The sequence below is a fragment of the Janthinobacterium longum genome (assembly GCF_051380735.1).
Classification (GTDB): domain Bacteria; phylum Pseudomonadota; class Gammaproteobacteria; order Burkholderiales; family Burkholderiaceae_D; genus Janthinobacterium.
The window spans coordinates 1,427,010-1,451,429 of the sequence record NZ_JBNYXQ010000001.1; the positions used below are offsets into that span (position 1 = coordinate 1,427,010).

Genomic DNA, 24,420 nt, shown 5'->3' on the forward strand with positions numbered 1-24,420 from the left:
CAGTTGCAATACATGTATGCTTGACAAGATCATCTACCTGGCCAGCGCCCGCAATGGCGCCGTGGCCGTACCGCAACTGCTGGAGCAGCCGACCGGCAGCGTGGCCGACCGCCTGGGCCGGCCGCTGCACGACTTGCGCATTTCGATTACCGACCGCTGCAATTTCCGTTGCGTGTATTGCATGCCCAAAGAGGTGTTCGACAAGAACCACGTCTACCTGCCGCACTCGGACTTGTTGTCGTTCGAGGAAATCACGCGCATCGCACGCCTGTTCGTGGCCCATGGCGTGGAGAAAATCCGGCTGACGGGTGGCGAGCCACTGCTGCGCAAGAACATCGAACGGCTGGTCGCCATGCTGGCCGGCTTGCGCACGCCCTCGGGGCGGGCGCTGGACCTGACCCTGACCACCAATGGTTCGCTGCTGGCAAAAAAGGCGCAATCGCTGAAGGATGCGGGCCTGAACCGCGTCACCGTGTCGCTCGACTCGCTCGACGATGCCACCTTCAGGCGCATGAACGATGTCGACTTCGCAGTCGCCGATGTGCTGCATGGCATCGATGTGGCGCACCAGGTGGGCCTGGGGCCGATCAAGGTCAATATGGTGGTCAAGGCCGGCATGAACGACCAGGAAATCGTGCCGATGGCGCGCCACTTCAAGGATAGCCCTTATATCCTGCGCTTTATCGAATACATGGATGTGGGCGCCTCGAACGGCTGGGACCTGAAAGAAGTCATTGCCTCGGCCGAGGTAGCGCGCCGCATCAACCAGCACATGCCCCTGGCACCGGTCGACCCGAACTACACGGGCGAGACGGCCTCGCGCTGGCGCTACCTCGATGGCGGCGGCGAGATTGGCCTCATTTCCAGCGTCACGCAGGCGTTCTGCTCGGACTGCAGCCGGGCCCGCCTGTCCACCGAAGGCAAGCTCTATACCTGTTTGTTTGCCAGCGGCGGCCACGACCTGCGCGCCCTGCTGCGCGATGGCCGCAGCGACGACGAGATCTCCAGCGCCGTGGCGCAATTGTGGCGCGGCCGCAGCGACCGCTATTCGCAATTGCGCACCAGCCAGACCAGCAAGATCAACCTTGTAGGCCAGGCACTTGAGCCAGGCAAAAAGAAAGTGGAAATGTCGTATATAGGCGGCTGATTTGCGCCCGAGGGCCGCAGCCGCTGCTACCATGGCGTCTGGAATCACCACCGCAAGCATCCGCATGATAGCGAAACAAGATATTACCGGCCTGATACTGGCCGGCGGCCTGGCTACGCGCATGGGGCTACAGGACAAGGGCATGCTGGCGCTGCACGGCCAGCCGCTCGCGCAGCACGTGCTGCAACGCCTGGCACCACAGGTGGGGCCGCTGGCTTTCAATGTCAACCAGCACCACGAACACTATACCGGCTTCGGCCTGCCCATCTGGGCCGACGACCTGGCTGGCCATTGCGGCCCGCTGGCCGGCTTGCAAAGTGCTCTGCGCCGCGCCAACACGCCGTATCTGCTGAGCGTGCCATGCGACTCGCCGCTGCTGCCGCCGGACCTGGCCAGCCGGCTAGCCGCTGCCTTGCTGGCGCAGGATGCCGATCTGGCGATCGCAGTCACCGAAGAGCCTGACAGCAACGGCGGCGCGCCGCAACGCCGGCGCCATCCCGTGTTTTGCCTGGTAAAAACTTCCGCCCTGCCCCAGCTCGATGCCTATCTGGCCAGCGGCGAGCGCCGGGTCGGCGCCTGGCATGGCGGTTTGAAGCTGGCCGAAGTGCTGTTCGAGGACGCTGCCGCGTTTTGCAATATCAATGCGCCCGACGACCTGGTCCGGCTCAACGCGGATGGCCTCTCGGTCGAGATGGCACAAGCGTTGCTGGCAGCGCGCGCCACGCCCGTCACGGAAACTGAAAACTTGCCGCTGGCAAAGGCGCTGGGGCGCATCCTGGCGCTTGACATCATTTCGCCGATCAGCGTGCCCGCGCATGACAATTCGGCCATGGATGGCTACGCCCTGCATGGCGCCGACCTGACCGGCGACGCGCCCGTGACCCTGGCGGTAGTCGACACCATCCTGGCCGGGCGGCCGGGCACGGTGGCGATTCACGCGGGGCAATGCGCGCGCATCATGACGGGCGCCGTAATGCCCGCCGGCTGCGACAGCGTGGTGCCGCAGGAACTGGTGCTGCAGGCCAACGAGCAACAGATCACCGTGCGCCCCGATGCGATCAAGGCTGGCGACAACCGCCGTTTCAAGGGCGAAGACCTGATGCAGGGCCAGCCGGCGCTGCTGCAAGGCAAGCGCCTGGGACCGGCCGAACTTGGGCTGCTGGCGTCGCTGGGGATAGCCGGCGTCACCGTAAGGCGGCGGCTGCGGGTGGCGCAATTCTCTACCGGTGACGAATTGCGCCAGCCGGGCGAGCCTTTGGCAGCCGGCAGCATTTACGACAGCAACCGCTACACCCTGCTGGGCATGCTGGAGCGCCTCGGATGCGAGCTGCTCGACATGGGCAGCGTACGGGACCAGCCTGATGCGCTGGAAGCGGCCCTGCGCAGCGCCTGCGCCACGGCCGATGTCATTATCACCTCGGGCGGCGTATCGAGCGGCGCGGCCGACCATACGCGCGAGATCCTGGCGCGCCTGGGCAAGGTGGCCTTCTGGCAAATCAATATGCGCCCGGGCCGACCGATGGCCTTCGGCGAGATCCACGCCGATGGCCACTCGGCCCTGCTGCTGGGGCTGCCCGGCAATCCGGTGGCGGTGATGGCGACCTTTTATTTCCTGGCCCGCCCTACCCTGCTGCGCATGATGGGCGCCAGCGCCGAAGCATTGCCACTGATCAGCGTGCCAGCGCAGGCGGCAATCCGCAAGAAGCGTGGACGCACCGAGTACCAGCGCGGCATCGTCGAGCACGACGCGCACGGCCGCCAGCAGGTACGCGTGACGGGCGCGCAAGGCTCGGGCATCTTGCGCTCGATGACGCAGGCTAACTGTATGATCGTGCTGCATGAACAGCAAGGCCATGTGGCGGCAGGCGAGCTGGTCGATATCATGTTGTTCCACGGATTAGTCTGATCACGCACCTTCCCTCCTGAGCGCAGGCCGATGCGCTCAACATTATTTCCTAATAAAAACAATTACTTGCTCACACCCATGCACATATCGGCATGGGTGTGCGTTAGCGCACAGATGTTTAAATATTTACAACAACAATTGCAATAGTTATATTTGTTGAATGTCATTAAGATTTCTTCCGTGATAACATCGAGCCTCACCAAGAAGGCTTATCTGACATGATTTCCCACAAGAAACTTACAACGCTGGCAATTGCGCGTCTGAATGACCTCTGCAGGCTGGGCGCATGGCTGTTGTTCAGCGTGTTATTTCTCGCTGCCATGCCTGCCATGCCTGCCGAGGCGCAGGCGAAAGGCAAGCTGCGTGGCGATCTGGAAGACTGCAGCTGGGACCGCCCCGGCGCCGATCCCTTCATGGGCGACGTGGTGGCCGCCGTTGACCACTACACCGATATCGCGCCAGCGGTACGCGAACAATTGAAACAGCGCATGCATGCGCGCCAGTACGATGAGATCGTCGTGATCAGCCGCGATACCATCCGCGGCAAGCAATATTACGATGCACGCATCAGCGAGATGCATTTTGGCCAGGGCCACGTCTGCCGCAATGTCACGCGAGCGGGCTGGAGTGACAAAATGGAAGAGCGCGGCCTGGTCTACTGCGTGCAGGGTATATGCATCCTGGTGCCGACCATCTGCCGCAATGTCAGCCGCATCTCGCCGGCCGGCAGCGGCACACCACGCAGCACCAGCGCCGGCGGCATGGGTGCTCCCGCCGGTGCGGGTGGCGCGGCGTCTTCGGGCGTCGTTACCATCGGCGGCCCCGAGGAAGGCCCGCCCATGTGGGACAATCCCGACGCCTTGCACGGTGGCGTGTCGATCGGCGATGCGCTGCCACCGGTAGTGGCCTATGCGCCGTTCGTACCGTACGAACCGGTGCGCTTCGTCAGCAATACACCTGCGCCATCCGGTGGCGGCGTGCCACAGGGTAGCGGTGGCCCTGGCTACATCAATACTTCACCCGTGCTGCCGAACACTGTCGCGCCGATCTTGCCAGTCAGCGAGCCAAATATCCTGCCGGCCGTGCCCGAGCCGCAGACCTGGGCTATGCTGCTGGCAGGCCTGGCGTGCATAGGCTATGCCACGCGGCGACGCAACAGAAAATAAGCGCTACTCGCCCTCGGCCGTATCGCCCGCCGCTCCCAGCAGCAGGGCCGCCGTTTCGCCGGGCAAGGCCTCCACCGATTTGAGCTTGCGCGCCATCTGCCGGCTGCGCACTTCGGCGCTTTCGATATTTCTGGCCGCCTTTTCCAGGGTCAAACGGGTTTGCGACAGCACTTCACCGAACTTGCCGAATTCCGTCTTCACGGCGCCCAGCACCTGCCATACTTCCGACGAGCGTTTTTCCAGCGCCAGCGTCCTGAACCCCATCTGCAAGCTGTTGAGCAAGGCAGACAAAGTCGACGGCCCGGCGATGCTGACCCGGTGCACGCGCTGCAAGTCGTCGGCCAGGCCAGGCCGGCGCATTACTTCGGCGTACAGACCTTCGGTCGGCAGGAACAGGATGGCGAAATCGGTGGTGTTCGGCGGCAGCAGGTATTTGTCGGCGATGGTTTTTGCCTCGCCACGTACGGCCCGTTCCAGTTCGCGCCCGGCCAGCGCCACGCCCTCGGCGTCGGCTCGTTCCGCCGACTCGACCAGCCGCTCATATTGCTCTTTCGGGAACTTTGCATCGATCGGCATCCATACGGGTGGCCCGCCATCGACCAGGCCCGGCAGTTTCAGCGCGAACTCGACCCTGGCGCCACTGCCCGGCACGGTTTCCACGTTCTTGGCATATTGATCGACGGTGAGCACTTGCTCGAGCAGCATTTCCAGCTGCACTTCGCCCCAGGTACCGCGCGTCTTGACGTTGGTGAGCACCCGCTTCAGGTCCCCCACGCCCAGCGCCAGCTGCTGCATCTCGCCGAGGCCCTGATGGACTTTTTCCAGCCGTTCCGACACCTGCTGGAACGAGGCGCTCAAACGCGTCTCCAGCGTGGCGTGCAGCTTTTCATCGACCGTCTTGCGCATTTCTTCCAGGCGCGCGCCGTTATCCGTCTGCAAATCGCGGATCTTGCTTTCCAGAGTGGCGCGCACTTCCAGCATGCGCTGGGCATTCGATTCGGTCAGCTGGGACAGGGTCTGGTTGGTGCTGTCGGCGAAACGCGCCAGGCTTTGCGCCTGCTCCTCGCGCCCCACCTTGCCCTGCGCCTGTATCTGCGTGCGCAGGCTGTCAAGCTGCTGCAAGGTGGCGGCCTGGAACTGCGCCAGCCCGGCCGCCAGGTCCTGCCGCGTCGCCTGTGCCGACGCCTGCAGCTGCAGCCGCACTTCGCGTTCGACCCGGTCGATGCGTTCCAGGCTCTGCGCCTGGTGCTGCTGCACCAGCGCCAGGGTGGTGACGCTGTCGCCAGCGTTGCCACGGGGCCGCAACAGCAGCAGCACCAGCAACACCATCACGGCCGCTGCGGCCCCCAGCAAACCATAGAATTCGAGCGAAGTCATGGGATCAGTCCGGCTTGTTGCGCATCCAGTCGGCGGTCTGGTAGAACGACTCCATCAGCCGCACACGCAGGGACTCTTCAATGCCGGTGTCTTCCATGGCCCAGGCCATGGCGCGCAGCCACTGGTCGCGCTCGCTGGTGCCGATGGCGTACGGCAAATGGCGCGCGCGCAGCCTTGGGTGGCCGAATTTTTCGATATACAGGTCCGGCCCGCCCATCCACCCCGTCAGAAAGAAATACAGCTTGTCGCGCGAGCCTTCGGTCGAGCTCGGATGCATGGTGCGGATGCCGGCAAACTCGGGCTCGAGCTCCATCAGGTCGTAAAAGCGGTCGACCATCTGGCGCAGCACGGGCGCGCCGCCGATGGTCTCGTACAGGGTGGTGGCAGTGGTATCGGTCATGGCCGCCATGATAGCGCAAGCAACTGGCGCCGTCGCGGCTGCGCTTACACCAGCGCCAGCTTGCGCAAACGCCGTGTCGACGGCCAGCGCGCCAGCCCCACTTCATCGCGGATCGCCGCGCAGGCGGCGAGCACGCGCTCGCACTCATGGTCGCGCAAGCCGGCGTTCAGCGTCAGGCGTACCAGCGCGCGGTTTTTCGGCGTGGCCGGCGCGCAAAACAGGGCGCCGTAGATGCCATGTCGCTCCAGTGCCTTGCGCAGCACCAGGGTGTCAGGTTCGGTGCCCGCTTCGAGCGCGATGATCTGCTCGGTGCCGTCGCTGACGTTGTAGCCCAGCTCCAACAGACCCTGGCGCAGATGCATGCTGTGCCGGCGCAGGGCGGCGCGGCGCGCGTCGGCGGCGCAGATAAGATCGAGGGCGGCGTCGAACCATGCCAGTTCGTGCTCGAGCAGGCAGGAGCTGAAAATGGCCGGGCGCGAGGCCGACAGGAAATAGCCCTTGAACTGTGCCGAGCAGGTGATCAGGCCGGCGCGCCCGGCAAACGCCTTCGCCAGCGAGGCGGTACGGAAATGGACCCGGTGTGCCAAGCCCAGTTCGACCACCATGCCAGCTCCTTCAGGCCCGTGCGTACCCAGTGAATGCGATTCGTCGACGATCAGCATGCAGCCGCTGCGCTCGGCAATCTCCACCATCTCCAGCAGCGGCGCCACGCTGCCATTGGTGCTGTACAGCGCGTCAACCACGATGATGCCCGCGCCATGGCGTTCCAGCTGGCGACGCAAATGAACGCAGTCGTTATGCAGGAACGGCACGGCCACCGCCTGCGCCGACTGCACGCCCTCCCACAGCGACGCATGGGCCTGCATGTCCAGGTAGACGGGGATGCCGGGGCCAGCCAGGCTTTGCAGCAGCCCCACATTGGCGGCCCAGCCCGACTGCGCCAGCACGCACGCCTCGCTGTGCAGGAAAGCGGCCAGGCGACGTTCCAGCTGGTGCTGCCGGCTGCCTTCCTGCAGGAACACGGACGACATCAGCATGGCGCCGCCACCGGCAAGCACGCGCGCTTGCGCCGCCAGCAAGCTCGTCTCGCCGGCAATATTCAGATAGTCGTTGCCGGCGAGCATGACTGCATCGGCCGGCATCGCCTGCCATTCGTGCAAGTGCTGGCCGCCCAGCAACTTTTCAATGCGCTCGACATAGTGCTCATCCATGCGTTGGCGGACAAAGGCGGACAACTGCTGTTCGGCGCTGGCCTGGGCAGTGGTATCGAAATGGGAAATGGACAGTCTGGACATGAAGACTCCTTGTAAGGTTGCATGCGGAACTACCGCAACCAACATGCGCGAGTGCTTCTATCGTCATTTGATACAGCTCAATATTTGTCGAGATGGCCCGCCCATTCATCGGAAACAGCCTGATCATGCGGTATTGATTTTTCGCAATTATCCTCCCACAACCATGATGCAAGCGCAGGCTCATACCGGCAAGACGTGGCATGGCAGGCTGTTCCAGCCTTTCATGCACTTCCATGATGCCATCGAACATACGCCGGTGCGGCGCGCCCAGGTACGCCTGCTGGCCATGGGTGGCGCGCTGGGCATGCCGCTGTATTACACGCTGTGGCACTATTATTTTCCGCAGGAATATGAATCGCTGCCGCTGCGCGCGGTCGCCGCCCTGCTGTTCCTGCCGGCCCTGTTTCCTGACCGCTTCAGCAACAGCTGGTTCAGCATCTATCTGTTCGCGGGGCTGACCTTCGAACTGCCCTTCTTTTTCACACTGATGTTCCTGATGAATCACGCCTCGGTGCTGTGGGTGCATTCGCTGCTGGTGGCCCTGATCGTGCTGTTTCACTTCGATACGCGCATCGCGGTGCTCGCTTACCTGAGCGGCACCCTGCTTGCCTGCCTGGTGTTTGCGCAGCTGGGCGATGCAGCTTTCCTGTTTGACGACCGGGTGCGGCAACAACTGCCCGTGCACTGGTTTACCATCATCGTGCTGTCGCTGGTCAAGGTCAGCCGGCATGTGGGCGCGCAGGAAAAGCTGGCCGGACTGGCGGCCGGCCTGGGCAGCGTGGCGCACGAACTGCGCACGCCGCTCGTCAGCGTCGAGGCCAATGTGCGCGGCTTGCAGCGCCAGTTGCCGCGCATTGCCGATCCGCTAGCGCAGGAGACCAGCGCCGCCTGCCTCGACGCACTGGCGCGCATCCAGTTCGAAGTGCGCCACATGCATCACATGATCGACCTGTTCCTGCTCAGCGCCAGTGCCGTCAGCCGCAAGCTTGAAGCGAGCGAAGCGGTGTCCATGCACGAAGCCGTCACGGCCGTGCTGAAACGCTATCCCTTCACCAACAGCGTGCAGCACGAACTGGTGAGGGTCGACCTGCGGTGCGACTTCCAGTTTCCCGGCCAGAGCGAGCTGTGCGTGGTAATCCTGCTGAACCTGCTGCGCAATGCGTTCAAGGGCATACAGCGGGCCGGCAAGGGCCGCGTACGCATCATTATCGATGGCGCGCGCCCCGTGCCGCGCCTGCTGTTCATCGACACCGGCTGCGGCATTGCCACCAGCCGCTTGCCGCTGATCTTCGACCGCTTCTATTCCTATCCCGCACACAACGGCAGCGGCATCGGCCTGGCTTTGTGCCGGCAGATCCTGCAGGCCTGGCATGCGCGCATTCATTGCGTGTCGCGCGAGCATGCGTACGCCATCTTCGTGCTGGAGTTTCCGCAGCCTGTGGCGGACCGTTTTTCTCCTCCGTTTCGAGCAAGGTGACGCATGATACTGCCCGTCCATACCCACCCGACCCTGACCGTCCTGATCGACGACAGCGAGTCCTTCCTGACAAGCCTGGCCTTCCAGCTCGATCCCGCGCTGGCGCGCAAGACCTTCCACGATACCAGCGCGGCCCTGCACTGGCTGCGCCACAGCACACAACAGGGAGAGACCCCGCTGCACGTCAACTTCGACACGCAGAACCTGCCGCCCGACCAGTGCAATGTGGCGCTCGACGTCGAGCGCATCTGGCGCATCAGCGCCCAGCCCCAGCGCTTTGCCACACCGTCGGTGCTGGTAGTCGACTATTCGATGCCACAGATGAATGGCCTGGAATTTTGCCAGGCGGTGCGCGACCTGCCGTGCAAGAAGATTTTATTCACGGGTGCGGCCGATGAAAAAGTGGCGGTCACCGCCTTCAACCGGGGCCTGATCGACCGCTACATCAAGAAGAGCGACGACCATGCGCTCGACATCCTCGAACACGAAATCGTCAACCTGCAGCGCGAATTTTTCCTGCAGCAGTCCGACACCGTGCGCGACCTGCTGGTGCTGCACGACTACCAGTTCCTGCAGGACGAGGCGATGGCGTCGGTGGTGCTGGAACTGTGCCGGCGCCATGGTTTTGTCGAACACTATATCTTTCCCAACCCGGGTGGCATCCTGTTTTTCACGCGCGATGGCCAGGCCCGGCTGATGGTGATCGAAACGGCACGCAGCCTGCATACGCAATACGAGATGGCGCGCGACAGCGACGCGCCCGACTCGCTGCTGCTGGCCCTGCTGGAAAGGCGCGTGATCCCATATTTTTCCGATGCCGACAGCGACGGCATGTATAGCGCCGGCATCGGTGAAAACTGGTTCCGCTACTGCGCACCGCCGACCGTCTGCCTGGGCCGCGACACCTATTTCTGGGCCCTGTTCGACCTGCCAGCGCACCAGCTGGGCCAGCCGGTGTCGTCATACGCACAATTCCTGCGCAGGCAGGCCATGGAGAGTCCTGCCGCGTAAGCTGATCAGCTTTCGCGCAAGGTTTGCAGCGGTGGATGTTTCAGTACACCGCGCAGGCCCAGCCAGCCGCCGGCGATCGCGCACAGGGCGCCGGCCAACAGGCCGAACACCCAGACGCCGGGCGCAAAAGTCCAGGCAAACTTGAACTGATACGTAGCCAGCGCCCAGCCCATGGCGGCCGCGCCGGACGCCGCCAGCAAGCCGGCCAGCGCACCGACCAGCGAGAATTCGATCAGCTGGGCTTGCGCCAGCTGGCGCCGGGTGGCGCCCAGCGCGCGCAGCAGGCCCGCTTCGCGGGTGCGTTCGTCTTGCGAGCCCATCAGCGCGGCATACAGCACCAGCAAGCCCGAAGCCAGGGTAAACGCAAACAGGAATTCGACCGCCGTGACCACCTGGTCCAGCACCGCCTGGATCTGTTTCAAAATGCCACCAACGTCAACCACCGTCAGATTCGGATAGTCACGCGTCAGCGCGTTGCCCAGGTCGCCGTGCGCGGCCGGCAAATGAAACGCCGTGATCCAGGTTTGCGGCGTGTCCGCCATCGCTTCCGGATTGATAATGACAAAGAAATTGACCCGCATCGAGCCCCATTCGAGCTTGCGCAAGCTGGTGATGCGCGCCTCCACCGGCTGGCCGGCGATATCGAAACGCATGCTGTCGCCGAGTTTCAAATTCAAGGTTTTGGCGATGCCCTCTTCCACCGATGCTTCGGCCGGCGCGCCGGCCTTGCCGCTGAACCATTGGCCGGCGACCAGCTTGTTTTGCTCTTGCATGCGCGCCATGGTCGACAGATTGAATTCGCGGTCGGCCAGGCGCTTGGCGCGGTCATCCTCGTAAGTTTCTTCGGTAATCGCCTTGCCGTTTACCGCCACCAGGCGGCCTCTTATCATCGGATAAAGCGGTGCGTTGCCCACGCCGGCCTGCGCCAGGCGCGCGGCAATCGGCTCTTTTTGTTCCGGCAGGATATTGATGATGAAACGGTTTGGCGCATCAAGCGGCGTGGCGTCGCGCCAGGCCACCATCAGGTCGCCGCGCACCACGGTCAGCAGCAGCAAGGCCATCAGGCCCAGCGCCAGCGACACCACCTGGATCACGGTCGCGCCGGGACGCCGCTGCAGGGAAGTGACGGCAAAGCGCCAGCTTTGATGATTGACCATGCCGCGCAGGCTTTTCAGGGATTTGAGTCCGAGCCAGCCTGCCAGGCCGAACAGGGCAAAGCCGCCGAGGAAACCTGCCGCAGTCAGCAGCGCCAGTGTCACGTCGCCAGCCTGCCACAGCAGCAGCACGACAAAGGCAACGATGCCCAGGCCGTAGGTAGCCAGCGCCAGCGCCTGCGGTGGCTCCTGCTCGCGGCGGATTACGCGGTTGTGCGGCACATTACGCAGTTGCAAGATCGGTGGCAATGCAAAACCCAGCAGCAGCAAGATGCCGGTGGCCACGCCCTGCAGCGCCGGCAGCATCGACACCGGTGGCAAGTCGCTTTGCACCAGCTTGCCCAGCAATTCGAGCAGCACCAGATGGCCACCGAAACCGACAGCCACGCCGATCACGCTGCCGACCAGGCCGACGATCAGGAACTCGATCACATACATGGCCGTCACCTGGTTTTGCGTCAGGCCCAGGCAGCGCAGCATGGCGCAGGCATCCAGGTGGCGCAGCATGAAGCGGCGCGCCGCCATCGCCACGGCAACCGCCGCCAGCATCGCCGACAGCAAGCCTACCAAGGAGAGGAAACGGTCGGCGCGGTCCAGCGTCGATTGCATCTGCGGATTGCCCGACTCGATCGATTCGACGCGCACGCCCTTGATGGCCTGCTCGCTGATCTGCTGTTCCACCCAGGCCTGGTAGGCGGCGATGTCCCTGGCCTGGCCAGCCGGTGCCGACAGCAGCAGGCGGTACGACACGCGCGAGCCATTTTGCACCAGCGCCGTGGCGACCAGGTCGCCCAAGGGCAGCATCACGCGCGGCGCAAAGTTCAGGAACGAGGCACCGCGGTCAGGCTCGCTGGCGATCAGCTGGGTGACGGTAAAGCGCTTGTCGCCCAGTTTCAAGGTGTCGCCCAGCCTGGCGTTGAGGGCAGACAGTATCGCCGCATCGACCCACACGGTGCCGGGTGCGGGAACCTGGTCCGTAGCTTTGCCGACGGCGTCGAGCGCTTCGCTGGCACTGGTGGTGATTTTCAGTTTGCCGCGCTGCGGGTAGCCGTTTGAAACAGCCTTGATGGAGGCGAGCTGCGACAGCGATTGCTCGCCCTCGCCGGCCTGCGCCATGCTGGGAAAGGTGACGGTGTCGGCCAGCATGAAGCCGCGCCGTTGCGCCTCCGCGCGCCAGGCGGCGCTGACCGGCTGGTCGGCGCTGATGACGAGGTCGGCACCGAGCAGCTGGTGCGCATCGCGGTTCAGTCCCGAGCGCAGGCGGTCGACAAAAAAGCCCACTGCCGACAGCGCGGCGACGGCCACGATCAGGGCGATCAGCAGGAAACGCAATTGCCCGGCGCGCCAGTCGCGCCCGGTCATGTTGAGGGAAAGGCGGAGCATGACGGCAGGTCTTTATAGAAAGTTATTGCGGCGTATTCGAGGCGAGATATGGCGCAAAATAGGCATCGACGGTAGCCAGGAAGGCGTCTTTTTCCACCTGCGGCAAAAAGGCGGCAATAAAGCCGTTGCGCGACAGCTGCTGCGCGTGCGCCAGGCCCAAAGGCAGCGCGTCAAAGATGGCGTCGTAGTTGTCGTTCATGTAGCCGCCAAAATACGCCGGGTCGTCCGAGTTGACGGTGACCAGGAGGCCGGACGCCAGCAGCTCGGCCAGGTTATGGTCATGCATCTGGTCGAACACGCGCAGCTTGGTGTTCGACAGCGGGCAGACGGTCAGCGCGATCTGCTCGCGCGCCAGGCGCGCCGTCAGTTCCGCGTCTTCCAGGCAGCGCACACCATGGTCGATGCGCTCGACCTGCAAATCGTCAAGCGCGGTACGGATATAGGCCGGCGGGCCTTCTTCGCCGGCATGCGCCACCAGGTGCAGGCCCAGTTCGCGACAGCGTGCAAACACGCGCGAAAACTTCTCGGGCGGGTTGCCCACTTCCGACGAATCGAGGCCGATGCCGATGAACTTGTCGCGATAGGGCAGCGCCTCTTCCAGTGTGTCGAACGCTTCCTTTTCGCTCAGGTGGCGCAAAAAGCACAGGATCAGGCTGGCGCTGACGGGGCTGTCCTGGCAGGCGCGATGGATGCCGTTGATCACGTCGGCGATGGCCACGCCGCGCGCCGTATGCGTTTGCGGGTCGAAGAAAATTTCCGTGTGTAATACATTGTCTGCTTCGGCGCGCAGCAAGTAAGCCCGCGTCATGTCGTAGAAATCCTGCTCTTTCAGCAGCACGCTTGCGCCGGCGTAATAAATGTTGAGAAAAGACTGCAAATCCGTAAAGGCATAGGCGCTGCGCAAGTGTTCCACGGATTCATAGCCCAGCGGCACGCCGTTGCGTTCGGCCAGTGCGAAAATCAGTTCGGGCTCCAGCGAGCCTTCGATATGGATATGCAATTCGGCTTTGGGCATGCCGCGTACGATCGCGCGCAATTGCTCGTTCATCATGGGGTGTTCCTTGTAGGGGCGAAGAAAAAATGCTGGCGATCACGCACGACCAGCACAGGTCGGCACAGTACGCCATCAGACATGCATGCAGTTTATCGCAAGATGGCCGACCCCACCGGCGCAGGCCGGTACAGCGCCCTTCAGGCGTTGGCGGCGCACGCTGCAAAATTGTCGTATGATGGTTGTACGGGTGGCTCGAAGCGCCCGAAAAACCACGCAAATACATTGAATTTATCCATTAAAATCAATTATTTACACGCAAGTATTAAGGATATTACGAACTATCTTTTGACTTCCTCATCCTTTAGAGCAATAATAAATTTCATGGGGAAAAAGTAGCTGCAGCAAGCGCTGTCAGGACATGAAAAGACCGGCTGACCACGTCAGCATACGGTATCCAAGCGCCAGTTTTTTGGTCCGGGCAATCCGGACCGGGACAAACAGCCGGGCTTGAAAAAATAATAAAACCGGTAATAAGCAAACGATATTTGCAAGCGGCGAGCCGAGGCGGCTGCCTGGCCTGCTGCATGGTGACTGGCAGGGTGGTTTTACATTAAAGGACATTGAACATGACCATTTTTGACAACTACGCAGCACGCTACGAGCGCACCCGTGAAGAGGAAATGTCGCTCACCGAATACCTGGCCCTGTGCAAGAAGGACAAGCTGACCTATGCCAGCGCGCCCGAACGCATGCTGGCGGCCATCGGCGAGCCGCAGCTGGTCGACACGCGCAACGACACGCGGCTGTCGCGCATCTTTGCCAACAAGGTGATCAAGATCTACCCTGCCTTCCGCGACTTTTACGGCACCGAGGAAGTGATCGAGCAAGTGGTCTCGTATTTCCGCCATGCCGCGCAAGGCCTGGAAGAGCGCAAGCAGATTCTGTACTTGCTGGGACCTGTCGGTGGCGGCAAGTCGTCGATCGCCGAAAAGCTCAAGTCGCTGATGGAACACGTGCCTTTCTATTGCCTGAAAGGCTCGCCCGTCAACGAGTCGCCGCTGGGCCTGTTCAACGAGCAGGAAGACGGCACCATCCTCGAGGAGGACTACGGCATCCCGCGCCGCTACCTGCGCAATATCCCCAGCCCGTGGGCAGTGAAACGCCTGCATGAATTCAATGGCGACATCAACCAGTTCCGCGTCGTCAAGCGCTATCCGTCCGTGCTGAAACAGATCGCCATCTCGAAGACCGAACCGGGCGACGAAAACAACCAGGATATTTCCTCGCTGGTCGGCAAGGTCGATATCCGCAAGCTGGAAGACTATGCCCAGGATGACCCGGACGCCTACAGCTATTCGGGCGGCCTGTGCCTGGCCAACCAGGGCCTGATGGAATTCGTCGAGATGTTCAAGGCGCCGATCAAGGTGCTGCACCCGCTGCTGACGGCCACGCAAGAGGGCAATTACAAGGGCACGGAAGGTTTTGGCGCGATTCCGTTCGACGGCATCATCCTGGCCCACTCGAATGAGTCGGAATGGAAGACGTTTAAAAACAACCGCAACAACGAAGCGTTCCTCGACCGTATCTATATCGTCAAGGTGCCCTACTGCCTGCGCGTGGCCGATGAAATCAGGATCTACGACAAACTGGTAGCCAATTCCTCGCTGGCAAAAGCACCGTGTGCGCCGGGCACGCTGCGCATGATGGCGCAGTTCGCCATCCTGTCGCGCCTGAAAGACCCGGAGAATTCCAGCATCTTTTCCAAGATGCTGGTCTACGACGGCGAGAACCTCAAGGATACCGACCCGAAAGCCAAATCCATGCACGAGTATGTCGATTACGCAGGTGTCGACGAAGGCATGAACGGGCTGTCGACGCGCTTTGCCTTCAAGATATTGTCGAAGGTATTCAACTTCGACAATTCCGAAGTGGCGGCCAATCCCGTGCACCTGTTATATGTGCTGGAGCAGCAGGTCGAGCGCGAACAGTTTTCGTCGGAACTCGAGCAGCGCTACTTCTCTTATATCAAGGAGCACCTGGCGCAGCGTTACGTGGAATTCATCGGCAAGGAAATCCAGACCGCCTACCTGGAAAGTTATTCCGAGTACGGCCAGAACATTTTCGACCGCTATGTGACGTTCGCCGACTTCTGGATACAGGACCAGGAATACCGAGACCCTGATACGGGCGAGAGTTTCGATCGCGAGTCGCTCAACAACGAACTGGAAAAGATAGAAAAGCCGGCCGGCATTTCGAATCCCAAGGATTTCCGCAACGAGATCGTCAACTTCGGCTTGCGGGCACGGGCCTCGAACGGCGGCAAGAATCCGGCCTGGACCAGCTACGAAAAATTCCGCACCGTGATCGAAAAGAAAATGTTCTCGAATACGGAAGACTTGCTGCCGGTGATCTCCTTCAACGCCAAGGCCAGCGCCGACGATGCCAACAAGCACGCCGACTTCGTGGCCCGCATGGTGGAAAAAGGCTATACGGCCAAGCAGGTACGCCTGTTATGCGAGTGGTACTTACGCGTACGCAAGTCGTCCTAGCGGCAGCGGGGCGCGCCGGCTTCGGCCCGGCGCGCAAGACAAGTGAAGGAGGCACGCTTTGACTTACCTTATCGACAGGCGCTTGCAAAGCAAGAACAAGTCCGCCGTCAACCGCGAGCGTTTCTTGCGGCGCTACAAGGGCCAGATCAAGGATGCCGTGGGGCGCGCCATCAAGGGGCGCTCGATCACGGATGTCGAGAATGGCGAAAAGGTCACTATCCCCGTCAAGGACGTGGGCGAACCGGCGTTTGGCCACGCCCATGGCGGCGTGTGGGAAGTCGTCAATCCCGGCAACAAGGAATACCTGAAGGGCGACCAGATCGCCCGGCCCAAGGGCGGTGGCGGCAGTGGCCGCGGCAAGGCCGGCAACAGCGAGGAAACGTCCGAAGACGATTTCATCTTCGAACTGTCGCGCGAAGAATTCATGAACTTCTTCTTCGAGGACCTGGAATTGCCGCATATGGTGAAGACCCAGCTGACGGCCCCCACCGAATTGAAGAACCAGCGCGCCGGCTACAATATGTCGGGCACGCCCTCGAATATCCATGTGCTGCGCTCGCTGCGCGGCGCGCTGGGGCGGCGCATCGCCGTCGGCGGTGGTTCGCGCAAGCAGCTGGCACTGCTTGATGCACAACTGGTGCAGATGCTCGAGGATGGCGCATCGGAGGAAGACGGCGATGTGATCGAATTGCGCCGCCAGATACACCATCTGCACACGCGATTGCTGGCGATTCCCTTTATCGACCCGTTCGACCTGCGCTACAGCAACCGCATCAAGGTGCCCAAGCCCATGACGCAGGCGGTGATGTTCTGCATCATGGACGTCTCGGGCTCGATGGACGAGTCGCGCAAGGACACCGCCAAGCGCTTTTTCATCCTGCTGTATCTGTTTTTAAAACGCGCCTACGACAAGATCGACGTGGTCTTTATCCGCCACCATACGGCCGCGTCCGAGGTCGATGAGCACGACTTTTTCAATTCGCGCGAGTCGGGCGGCACGGTGGTGTCGTCGGCACTCAACCTGCTCAACACTATAATAGAAGAGCGCTACGGCGGCGGCCAGTGGAACAGCTATGTGGCGCAGGCGTCTGACGGCGACAACTGGGACAACGATTCCGTGCTGTGCCGCCAGTTGCTGATCAATACCATCATGCCCAAGGTGCAGTACTACACCTACGTCGAAATCACCGACGGCCCGCAGCAGAACCTGTGGGAGCAATATGCGGGCGTGCAGGACCACCACGCCCATTTCGCCATGCAAAAGATCGTCACGCCGGCCGATATCTACCCGGTGTTCCGCGAACTGTTCAAGAAACAGGTGAAATGATGACTTCCGCCGCCACCCCGCATGCCGAACCATTCGTCCGCATCCGCCACCCGAACGCCCTGCCCGAACAGTCCGAATGGACTTTCGAGCTGATCGAACAGATCCACGAGGAAATCCGGCGCGTGGCAAAACAGTTCGGCCTCGACACCTATCCCAACCAACTCGAAGTGATCACGGCCGAGCAGATGATGGACGCCTATACCTCGGTCGGCATGCCGGTGTCGTACAACCACTGGTCGTTCGGCAAGCATTTTTTGTCGACCGAGAAAAGCTACAAACGGGGCCAGATGGGTCTGGCCTATGAGATCGTCATCAACTCGAATCCCTGTATTGCCTACTTAATGGAGGAAAACAGCCTGACCATGCAGTCGCTGGTGATCGCGCATGCGGCCTATGGCCATAATTCCTTCTTCAAGGGCAATTATCTGTTTCGCGCCTGGACCGATGCGGACGCCATCATCGATTACATGGTGTTTGCCAAGAATTATATTGCCGAGTGCGAACAGCGCCATGGCGTGGACGCGGTGGAATTGCTGCTCGATTCCTGCCATGCGATCCAGAACTATGGCGTGGACCGCTACAAGCGCCCGGCCAAGTTATCGATGGCGAAAGAATATGCGCGCCAGAAAGAACGCGAAGAATACGTGCAGTCGCAGATCAACCAGCTGTGGCGCACCCTGCCCCGCCGCGACGAAGAAGACGACGAGGAAGAGCAGCGCCGCACCACGCCGCGCTTCCCGGCCGAGCCCGAGGAAAACCTGCTGTACTTTATTGAAAAATATGCGCCGCTGCTGGAACCATGGCAGCGCGAGATGGTGCGCATTGTGCGCAAGATTTCCCAGTACTTTTATCCGCAGCGCCAGACCCAGGTCATGAACGAAGGCTGGGCCACTTTCTGGCACTACACAATCTTGAACCAGCTGTATGACGAAGGCGTGGTCGGCGATGGATTCATGATGGAGTTCCTGAAAAGCCATACCAACGTGGTGTACCAGCCGCCGATCGACAGCCCATACTACAGCGGCATCAATCCATACGCGCTCGGCTTTGCCATGATGAGCGATATCCGCCGCATCTGCGAACACCCGACCGACGAAGACCGCGCCTGGTTTCCCGACCTGGCCGGCAGCGACTGGCGCAAGAGCCTGGACTTTGCCATGCGCAATTTCAAGGACGAAAGTTTTATTGCCCAATACCTGTCGCCGCGCCTGATCCGCGAGTTCCACTTTTTTGCCGTGCTCGACGACGACAAGAATGAAAAGCTGGCCATTTCCGCCATCCACGACGAAGCCGGCTACCGCTATGTGCGCCAGCAACTGGCAGAGCAGTACAACCTGGGCAACCGCGAACCAAATATCCAGGTATGGTCGGTCAACACGCGCGACGACCGCGCGCTGACCTTGCGCCACACGCAATTTTTGCGTCGTCCCCTGAACCAGCAGGCCACGGAAGTGCTCAAACATGTGGCGCGGCTGTGGGGTTTCGACGTGCATCTGGACACGGTCGATCCGCAGGGCAAAGTGCTGGGCACCCTCAATTGCCGGCGTGAAAAACGTCATCGCCGCGACGATGCGGCCTTCCGTCCCTAGGCATTTGCGCCCTTGTATAAGTGTGCGCTATGCCTGCATCAGAATTTAGTATGGCTGTCCGGGCTCGAAAATCGTCTTTTTGGGCTCTTTTTTTTGTCTGTTCAGTGACAGTTTGCACTCGATTGGTGCAATCGCCAGGCAAAGTGGTCTGGTTCCATAGCGAAAAGTTGTCAAAAGTAAAGAATTTGATCCAAATTTAGCGTTTTGCATATCCCATAACGCAAAATATAATTCTGTCATATTGGCACATGGAAGAACTTAGCCGCGGTAGGCCCTGATGGCTGTAAAAAACCGATAAGACCGCCTTTTTTTATGTCCGAAAGCGTGCAAAGATGGCATAAGCAAGTACGTTTTCAGGGCGCAAAAGATGGAGAAATTTAACCGGTTTTAGGCGTTAAAAATCTGTGTAAAATAAAGAATTCGTATGTATAATTCGGCGACGTCCCGGATACGGCTGGAGCTTTGTGTCGTCATTTTGGGGTTCAGTTGCAAGACAAGAGATGGTATTTGGAGAAAGCAGGCATGAATTTTTCGAACGAGAAAAGTCCCAAGAACTACACAGGCATCGTTGTCGTTGTCGTGTTGCACCTTCTCGCGGCTTATGGGATGGTGACGGGCTTGGGCAAGCGCCTGGTCACCAAAATGATGGACCCGGTTGAAACCAAGATTATCGAGGAAGTGAAACCGCCTCCACCGAAAGATCTTCCACCGCCACCACCGCCGCCAGAAACGAAAGCGCCGCCGCCGCCATTCATTCCGCCAGTCGAGGTGAACGTACAGCAGCCGCCACCGCCACAAAACGTGATTGCCAACACCAGCCAGGTGAAGCCAACCACCACGGAATTGGCGCCACCTGCGCCGCCGGCACAGCCTGCGCCTGCGGCACCTCCTGGCCCAGCCAAATCGGTGCGTACTGCAGCCGTGGTCGACTTCAGTGTCTGCGAAAAACCGCAATATCCGAAGTCGTCGCAGCGCAATGAGGAAACCGGTGTCGTGACACTGTCGTTCCTGATCGGCGTCGATGGCAAGGTCGCAGATTCGAAGATCGTCAAGTCTAGCGGCTTCCGTGACCTCGACAAGGCTGCGGTTACCGGCATCAGCCGCTGCACGTTCAAGCCTGCAACGGTAGACGGCAAGCCGGAACAAGGCTGGCAACAAATGCAATACGTTTGGTCGCTGGATTAAAACCCGAGGCAGTGTTTCACTGTCTCACACCATGATTTCGTTGTCGTCACGTTCAGCGATCTGTTATTTTTAATTTTGGAGGAAGCATGTTTAAGAATACCCGTTTGTCCGCATTTTTTGCCGCGGTTCTGTTGTCCGTTACCGCTACTACCGCCCTGGTAGCAGCGCCAGCCTTCGCGGACGCGCCAGCTTCGGCAGCAGCCACGGCGCCTGCGGCAGACGCTGCACCAGCTCCAGCTGCTGACGCAGCAGCACCGGCAGCAGCACCAGCCGCCGATGCAGCAGCTCCAGCTGCTGACGCAGCAGCTCCAAAAACCGAAGAAGTGCACAACCCGTTCGGCCTGCAAGCAGTGTGGGACGGCGGCTTCGTGCCACGCGCCACCCTGATCATCATGGTCATCATGTCGATCGGTACCTGGTACATCATCATCACCAAACTGCTCGATCAGATGAAAATCTTCAAGCAAGCCAAGGAAGCCGCAGCCAAATTCTGGAAAGCTCCTTCGATCGCTGCTGGTTCGGCTACCCTGGAAGAAGGCTCGCCATTCCGCTTTATCGCTGAATCGGGCACCAAGGCTACCGCTCACCACGACGGCGCCCTGCTGGAACAAATCGACCTGTCGACCTGGGTAACGATGTCGATCCAGCGCGCTTCGGACAAAGTCCAGTCGCGTCTGCAAGATGGCCTGTCGTTCCTGGCAACCGTTGGTTCGACCGCACCGTTTATCGGTCTGTTCGGTACCGTTTGGGGTATTTACAACGCGCTGACCGCGATCGGCATGACCGGTAACGCTTCGATCGACAAAGTCGCAGGTCCGGTTGGTGAAGCACTGATCATGACCGCCTTCGGTCTGCTGGTCGCTGTTCCTGCCGTTCTGGGTTACAACTGGCTGGTTCGTCGTAACAAAACCGCGATGGAAGACATCCGCTCGTTCAGCGCCGACGTCCACTCGGTACTGGTTTCTGGCGTAATGTCGACCAGCGAAGCTGGCCGTGCTGCCGGCGCTAAAAAGATCGGATAAGTCATGTCGATGTCCGTCGGCTCCGACAGCGGAGAACAAGATCAGGTAATGTCAGAAATTAACACGACGCCGCTTGTCGACATCATGTTGGTTTTGCTGATCATCTTCCTGATCACCAGTCCGGTTGTACTCAAGCTGCAGAAAATCGATCTGCCGATTGAGGCCAACCAAGCCCTGCAGACCAAGCCGCAAAACGTTAACATCGTGGTTAACAAGGACGGCGAGATTTACCTGGGCCAGACCAAACTGAAAGATACGAACGAATTGTTCGATTATCTTAAAGTTGAAGCAGTGAAAGTACCGCAGCCGGAAGTACACGTTCGTGGCGATCAGGAAGCGCGCTACGAATCGATCGGCCGAGTGATCTTCACGACCCAACGTGCCGGGATTCAGAAGGTCGGCTTTATCACCGAACCACCTGACAAGAGCTGATAGCGACTGACGTCGGCGCCCTGGCATTAACGGGGCGCCACGCTCAGGAGCTTGCCGGGCGGCAGTTTCGCCCGGTGCTTCGTTGGACTTCTTAAAGGAAACACTATGAGTATGAATGTCGGTTCGGGAAGCGCAGCAGGCGCGGATCCGGAACCAATGATGGAACTGAACATGACGCCCCTCATCGATGTGATGCTGGTGCTGATTATCATGTTGATCATCACGATTCCAAAACAAAACCACTCGGTGAACCTGAACATGCCGGTCGGCACCCCGCCGCCACCGACTACGGAACCAGTGGTCGTCACGATCGATGTCGATTTTGACGGCACCATCTTGTGGGACAACCAGGTCATTCCTGACCGTGCTTCACTGGAAGCCAAGCTGAACAACGTTGCTGCGCAAGCAGACCAGCCGGAAGTGCATCTGCGTCCGAACAAGCTGGCAGAATACAAGGTCGTCGCCGGTGTCATGGCTTCGGCACAGCGTCTGGGCGTGACTAAAATCGGTCTGGTCGGAAACGAGCAATTCCAGTAAGCTGTTAGTATCAGGTTCTCTTTACATCCGAATAGGCAGGCCATCCTGCCTATTCGCTTTTTACTGAAAGACTTTCTCATGTCCAAGTTTCGTCTCGCTCATCTCGGCCTCGTCATGGCCGCTATCGGTTTTACCGCAGCAACTCCCGTGATCGGCCTGGGTTCGCTGGCATATGCCGCCGACACCGTGCGCGCCGAAGTCGGCAAGCCACTGCAAGAAGCACAACGGCTCACGAGCGCCGGCAAAAACAAGGAAGCGTTGGCCAAGCTGCGCGAAGCTGACAACGTCGGCAACAAGACCGCCTTTGAAAGCTACCAGATCGAACGCGTGCGCGCCTCGGCCGCCGCCAGCGCCGGCGATAACGCCACCGCCATCAAGGCTTTTGAAGCCGTGATCAATTCCGGCCGCCTGAGCGCCGCCGAAGCACCGAAATTCACGCAAGGCCTGGCCGGCATGTACTACCGCGTCAAGGACTGGCCTAACGCCATCACCTGGTTCAAGCGCTCGCTGAAAGATCGCGACGATCCACAGACGCGCGAATACTTGATCCAGGCCTACTATTCGAGCGGCAACTATGCCGAAGCGGCAAAAGAGCTGCAGGCCAAAGGCGGCAACTCGGAAGGCAGCCTGCAGATGCTGGCCAATATCCAGTTGAAACAGGGCGACAAGGCCGGCTATGTATCGACCCTGGAAAAGCTGGCGACCAGCTATCCGAAGTCCAGCTACTGGGCCGACCTGCTGAACCGCGTTTCGGGTAAACCTGGCTTCTCGCAACGCCTGGGCCTGGACGTACAGCGCCTGCGCCTGGCCAATGGCCTGTTCACCAAGGCCTCCGAATACATGGAACTGAGCCAGCTGGCACTGCAGGCAGGCAATCCGGGTGAAGCACTGAGCATCATCGACCAGGGCTACAAAAAAGGCGTGCTCGGTACCGGTGCCGACGCCCCCCGTCACCAGCGCCTGAAAGACCTGGCCCTGAAAAACCAGGCCGACCTGAAAGCCAATGCAGCCAAGTCGGAAGCCGACTACGTCAAGAACAAGGACGCCGACAGCTTGAGCAAGCTGGGCTTTGCCCTGGTCTACGAAGGCCAGGCCGACAAAGGCCTGGGCCTGATGAATGACGCCGTGAAAATGGGCACCGCCAAGTATGCAGAAGAAGCCAAGCTGCACCTGGGCATCGCTTACATCCACGCCGGCAAGAAAGCCAATGCGAACACCGCCTTGAAAACCGTCAAGGGCACCGATGGCTCGGCAGATCTGGCCCGCTACTGGACCCTGATGAACAAGTAATTGACGCTGCACTGAATATTCGGTGAAAAAAAGCGTTGCTGGCACTCGTGCTGGCAACGCTTTTTATCATTTCAGCCAGGAAATTACCCCTGCGCCGGCCCCGCCGGGTGTGCATCGCTGAAACAGTCCGTATAATCGCTGTTTTGGCACAGTTTTGATCCCATTCCCATGAAGGTATTTCGCGGACTTCCCAATGCCCAGGCACGCGCACCATGCGCGCTGACCATCGGCAATTTTGACGGTGTCCATCTCGGTCATCAAGCCTTGCTGGCGCGCGTGCGCGAGGCGGCGACCGACCTCGGCATCGAGGCGGCCGTGATGACGTTCGAGCCGCATCCGCGCGAGTTCTTTGCCCAGCGCGCCGGAGACTTGTCAAAAGCGCCGCAGCGCATCGCCAACCTGCGCGACAAGCTGCAGTCGCTGGCCGACGCCGGCATCGACAGGGTGATCGTCGAGCATTTCAGCGTCCAGTTCGCTTCCCTGAGCCCGCAGGACTTTACCCGGCAAGTGCTGGTCGATGGCCTGCATGTGAAATGGCTGATGGTCGGCGACGACTTCTGCTATGGCGCGCGGCGCGCCGGCGACGTGGCCATGCTGCAGGCGGCGGGCCGTGAGCACGGATTTCATGTGAAAACCATGCCCACCGTGATGAATGGCAGCATCCGCATTTCATCGTCGGCCGTGCGCCTGGCGCTGGCCGCTGGCGATTTTACCCTGGCCACGCAGCTGCTGGGCCACCCGTATGCGATTTCCGGCCATGTGATCCATGGCCAGAAGCTGGGCCGCACGCTCGGTTTCCCCACTCTGAACCTGCGCGTGGCGCACCGCCCCGCCCTGTCCGGCATCTTTATCGTGCAAGTGCATGGCCTGGCGCCCGCGCCGCTGCCGGCCGTGGCCAGCCTGGGCGTGCGCCCGACCGTCGACGACAGCGGCCGAGTACTGCTGGAAGTGCATCTGTTCGACTTCGCCCAGTCCTGCTACGGCAAGCTGGTGCGCGTGGAGTTCCTGGAAAAGCTGCGCGACGAAGAGAAATACGATGATCTGGCCACCCTGACGGCCGCCATCGAGCGCGACTCGAACCAGGCGCGTGCGTATTTCACGCAACGCCGCAGCGCGATTACCGCCACCGACCGAATTTGATCCCGGCCCACTCCTGCGCGCGGCGGGTTTGTCCCGCCA

General features: G+C 60.7%; 19 protein-coding genes. 14 read left to right on the top strand and 5 right to left on the bottom strand.

Annotated features, from left to right (window positions below):
• Positions 1-16 precede the first annotated feature (16 nt).
• From moaA to ACQ4WM_RS06490, 3 genes are all read left to right on the top strand, one after another.
• On the top strand, positions 17-1,147 hold the full coding sequence (gene moaA / locus ACQ4WM_RS06480; RefSeq protein WP_436545852.1) for a GTP 3',8-cyclase MoaA: 1,131 nt from the start codon (positions 17-19) through the stop codon (positions 1,145-1,147).
• Between the two features lie 64 nt (positions 1,148-1,211).
• Positions 1,212-3,053 carry a molybdopterin molybdotransferase MoeA gene (gene moeA, locus ACQ4WM_RS06485; RefSeq protein ID WP_436545853.1) on the top strand — a complete coding sequence of 614 codons (1,842 nt, stop codon included), beginning with the start codon at positions 1,212-1,214 and terminating at the stop codon, positions 3,051-3,053.
• Positions 3,054-3,355: 302 nt separating this feature from the next.
• A complete protein-coding gene (locus ACQ4WM_RS06490) occupies positions 3,356-4,219 on the top strand; it encodes an MHFG family PEP-CTERM protein (protein ID WP_436545854.1) in 864 nt (287 codons plus the stop codon).
• 3 nt (positions 4,220-4,222) lie between these two features.
• Here ACQ4WM_RS06490 and ACQ4WM_RS06495 read toward each other — a convergent pair whose 3' ends face one another.
• The 3 genes from ACQ4WM_RS06495 to cqsA are packed head-to-tail and all read right to left on the bottom strand — an operon-like array spanning position 4,223 to position 7,291.
• Positions 4,223-5,596 (bottom strand): DNA recombination protein RmuC, encoded by a 1,374-nt coding sequence (locus tag ACQ4WM_RS06495; RefSeq protein ID WP_436545855.1) that lies wholly within the window; start codon positions 5,594-5,596, stop codon positions 4,223-4,225.
• A gap of 4 nt (positions 5,597-5,600) precedes the next feature.
• Entirely contained in the window at positions 5,601-5,996 is a 396-nt protein-coding gene (locus ACQ4WM_RS06500; protein WP_436545856.1) for a group II truncated hemoglobin, read from the bottom strand.
• A 44-nt stretch (positions 5,997-6,040) separates the two neighbouring features.
• Complete coding sequence (gene cqsA, locus ACQ4WM_RS06505) at positions 6,041-7,291, bottom strand: alpha-hydroxyketone-type quorum-sensing autoinducer synthase (RefSeq protein ID WP_436545857.1); 1,251 nt, start codon at positions 7,289-7,291, stop codon at positions 6,041-6,043.
• Between the two features lie 223 nt (positions 7,292-7,514).
• On the opposite strand from cqsA, the gene ACQ4WM_RS06510 reads away from it, so the two are divergent.
• Both ACQ4WM_RS06510 and ACQ4WM_RS06515 read left to right on the top strand, forming a co-directional pair.
• On the top strand, positions 7,515-8,768 hold the full coding sequence (locus ACQ4WM_RS06510) for a sensor histidine kinase (RefSeq protein WP_436545858.1): 1,254 nt from the start codon (positions 7,515-7,517) through the stop codon (positions 8,766-8,768).
• Positions 8,769-8,771: 3 nt separating this feature from the next.
• Positions 8,772-9,779 carry a response regulator gene (locus ACQ4WM_RS06515; RefSeq protein WP_436545859.1) on the top strand — a complete coding sequence of 336 codons (1,008 nt, stop codon included), beginning with the start codon at positions 8,772-8,774 and terminating at the stop codon, positions 9,777-9,779.
• Positions 9,780-9,784: 5 nt separating this feature from the next.
• Here ACQ4WM_RS06515 and ACQ4WM_RS06520 read toward each other — a convergent pair whose 3' ends face one another.
• Together ACQ4WM_RS06520 and ACQ4WM_RS06525 are read right to left on the bottom strand one after the other, a co-directional pair.
• On the bottom strand, positions 9,785-12,316 hold the full coding sequence (locus ACQ4WM_RS06520; RefSeq protein ID WP_436545860.1) for an ABC transporter permease: 2,532 nt from the start codon (positions 12,314-12,316) through the stop codon (positions 9,785-9,787).
• A gap of 22 nt (positions 12,317-12,338) precedes the next feature.
• On the bottom strand, positions 12,339-13,367 hold the full coding sequence (locus ACQ4WM_RS06525; protein ID WP_436545861.1) for an adenosine deaminase: 1,029 nt from the start codon (positions 13,365-13,367) through the stop codon (positions 12,339-12,341).
• Positions 13,368-13,936: 569 nt separating this feature from the next.
• Here ACQ4WM_RS06525 and ACQ4WM_RS06530 point away from each other — a divergent pair.
• From ACQ4WM_RS06530 to ACQ4WM_RS06570, 9 genes are all read left to right on the top strand, one after another.
• Positions 13,937-15,859, top strand: coding sequence for a PrkA family serine protein kinase (locus tag ACQ4WM_RS06530; RefSeq protein ID WP_436545862.1), 1,923 nt, complete (start codon positions 13,937-13,939; stop codon positions 15,857-15,859).
• 58 nt (positions 15,860-15,917) lie between these two features.
• On the top strand, positions 15,918-17,186 hold the full coding sequence (locus ACQ4WM_RS06535) for a YeaH/YhbH family protein (RefSeq protein ID WP_436545863.1): 1,269 nt from the start codon (positions 15,918-15,920) through the stop codon (positions 17,184-17,186).
• A complete protein-coding gene (locus ACQ4WM_RS06540; protein ID WP_436546214.1) occupies positions 17,186-18,775 on the top strand; it encodes a SpoVR family protein in 1,590 nt (529 codons plus the stop codon). Before ACQ4WM_RS06535 ends, ACQ4WM_RS06540 begins: the two co-directional genes overlap by 1 nt.
• Positions 18,776-19,297: 522 nt before the next feature.
• Complete coding sequence (locus tag ACQ4WM_RS06545) at positions 19,298-19,960, top strand: energy transducer TonB (RefSeq protein ID WP_436546215.1); 663 nt, start codon at positions 19,298-19,300, stop codon at positions 19,958-19,960.
• An 86-nt stretch (positions 19,961-20,046) separates the two neighbouring features.
• On the top strand, positions 20,047-20,982 hold the full coding sequence (locus ACQ4WM_RS06550) for a MotA/TolQ/ExbB proton channel family protein (RefSeq protein WP_436545864.1): 936 nt from the start codon (positions 20,047-20,049) through the stop codon (positions 20,980-20,982).
• Positions 20,983-20,985: 3 nt separating this feature from the next.
• On the top strand, positions 20,986-21,414 hold the full coding sequence (locus ACQ4WM_RS06555; protein ID WP_436545865.1) for an ExbD/TolR family protein: 429 nt from the start codon (positions 20,986-20,988) through the stop codon (positions 21,412-21,414).
• A 105-nt stretch (positions 21,415-21,519) separates the two neighbouring features.
• Positions 21,520-21,951 (top strand): ExbD/TolR family protein, encoded by a 432-nt coding sequence (locus ACQ4WM_RS06560; protein ID WP_436545866.1) that lies wholly within the window; start codon positions 21,520-21,522, stop codon positions 21,949-21,951.
• 78 nt (positions 21,952-22,029) lie between these two features.
• Positions 22,030-23,241, top strand: coding sequence for a tetratricopeptide repeat protein (locus tag ACQ4WM_RS06565; protein ID WP_436545867.1), 1,212 nt, complete (start codon positions 22,030-22,032; stop codon positions 23,239-23,241).
• Positions 23,242-23,409: 168 nt separating this feature from the next.
• Positions 23,410-24,381: a bifunctional riboflavin kinase/FAD synthetase gene (locus ACQ4WM_RS06570; RefSeq protein ID WP_436545868.1), complete on the top strand. Its 972-nt coding sequence runs from the start codon at positions 23,410-23,412 to the stop codon at positions 24,379-24,381.
• The last annotated feature ends 39 nt before the right edge of the window (positions 24,382-24,420 follow it).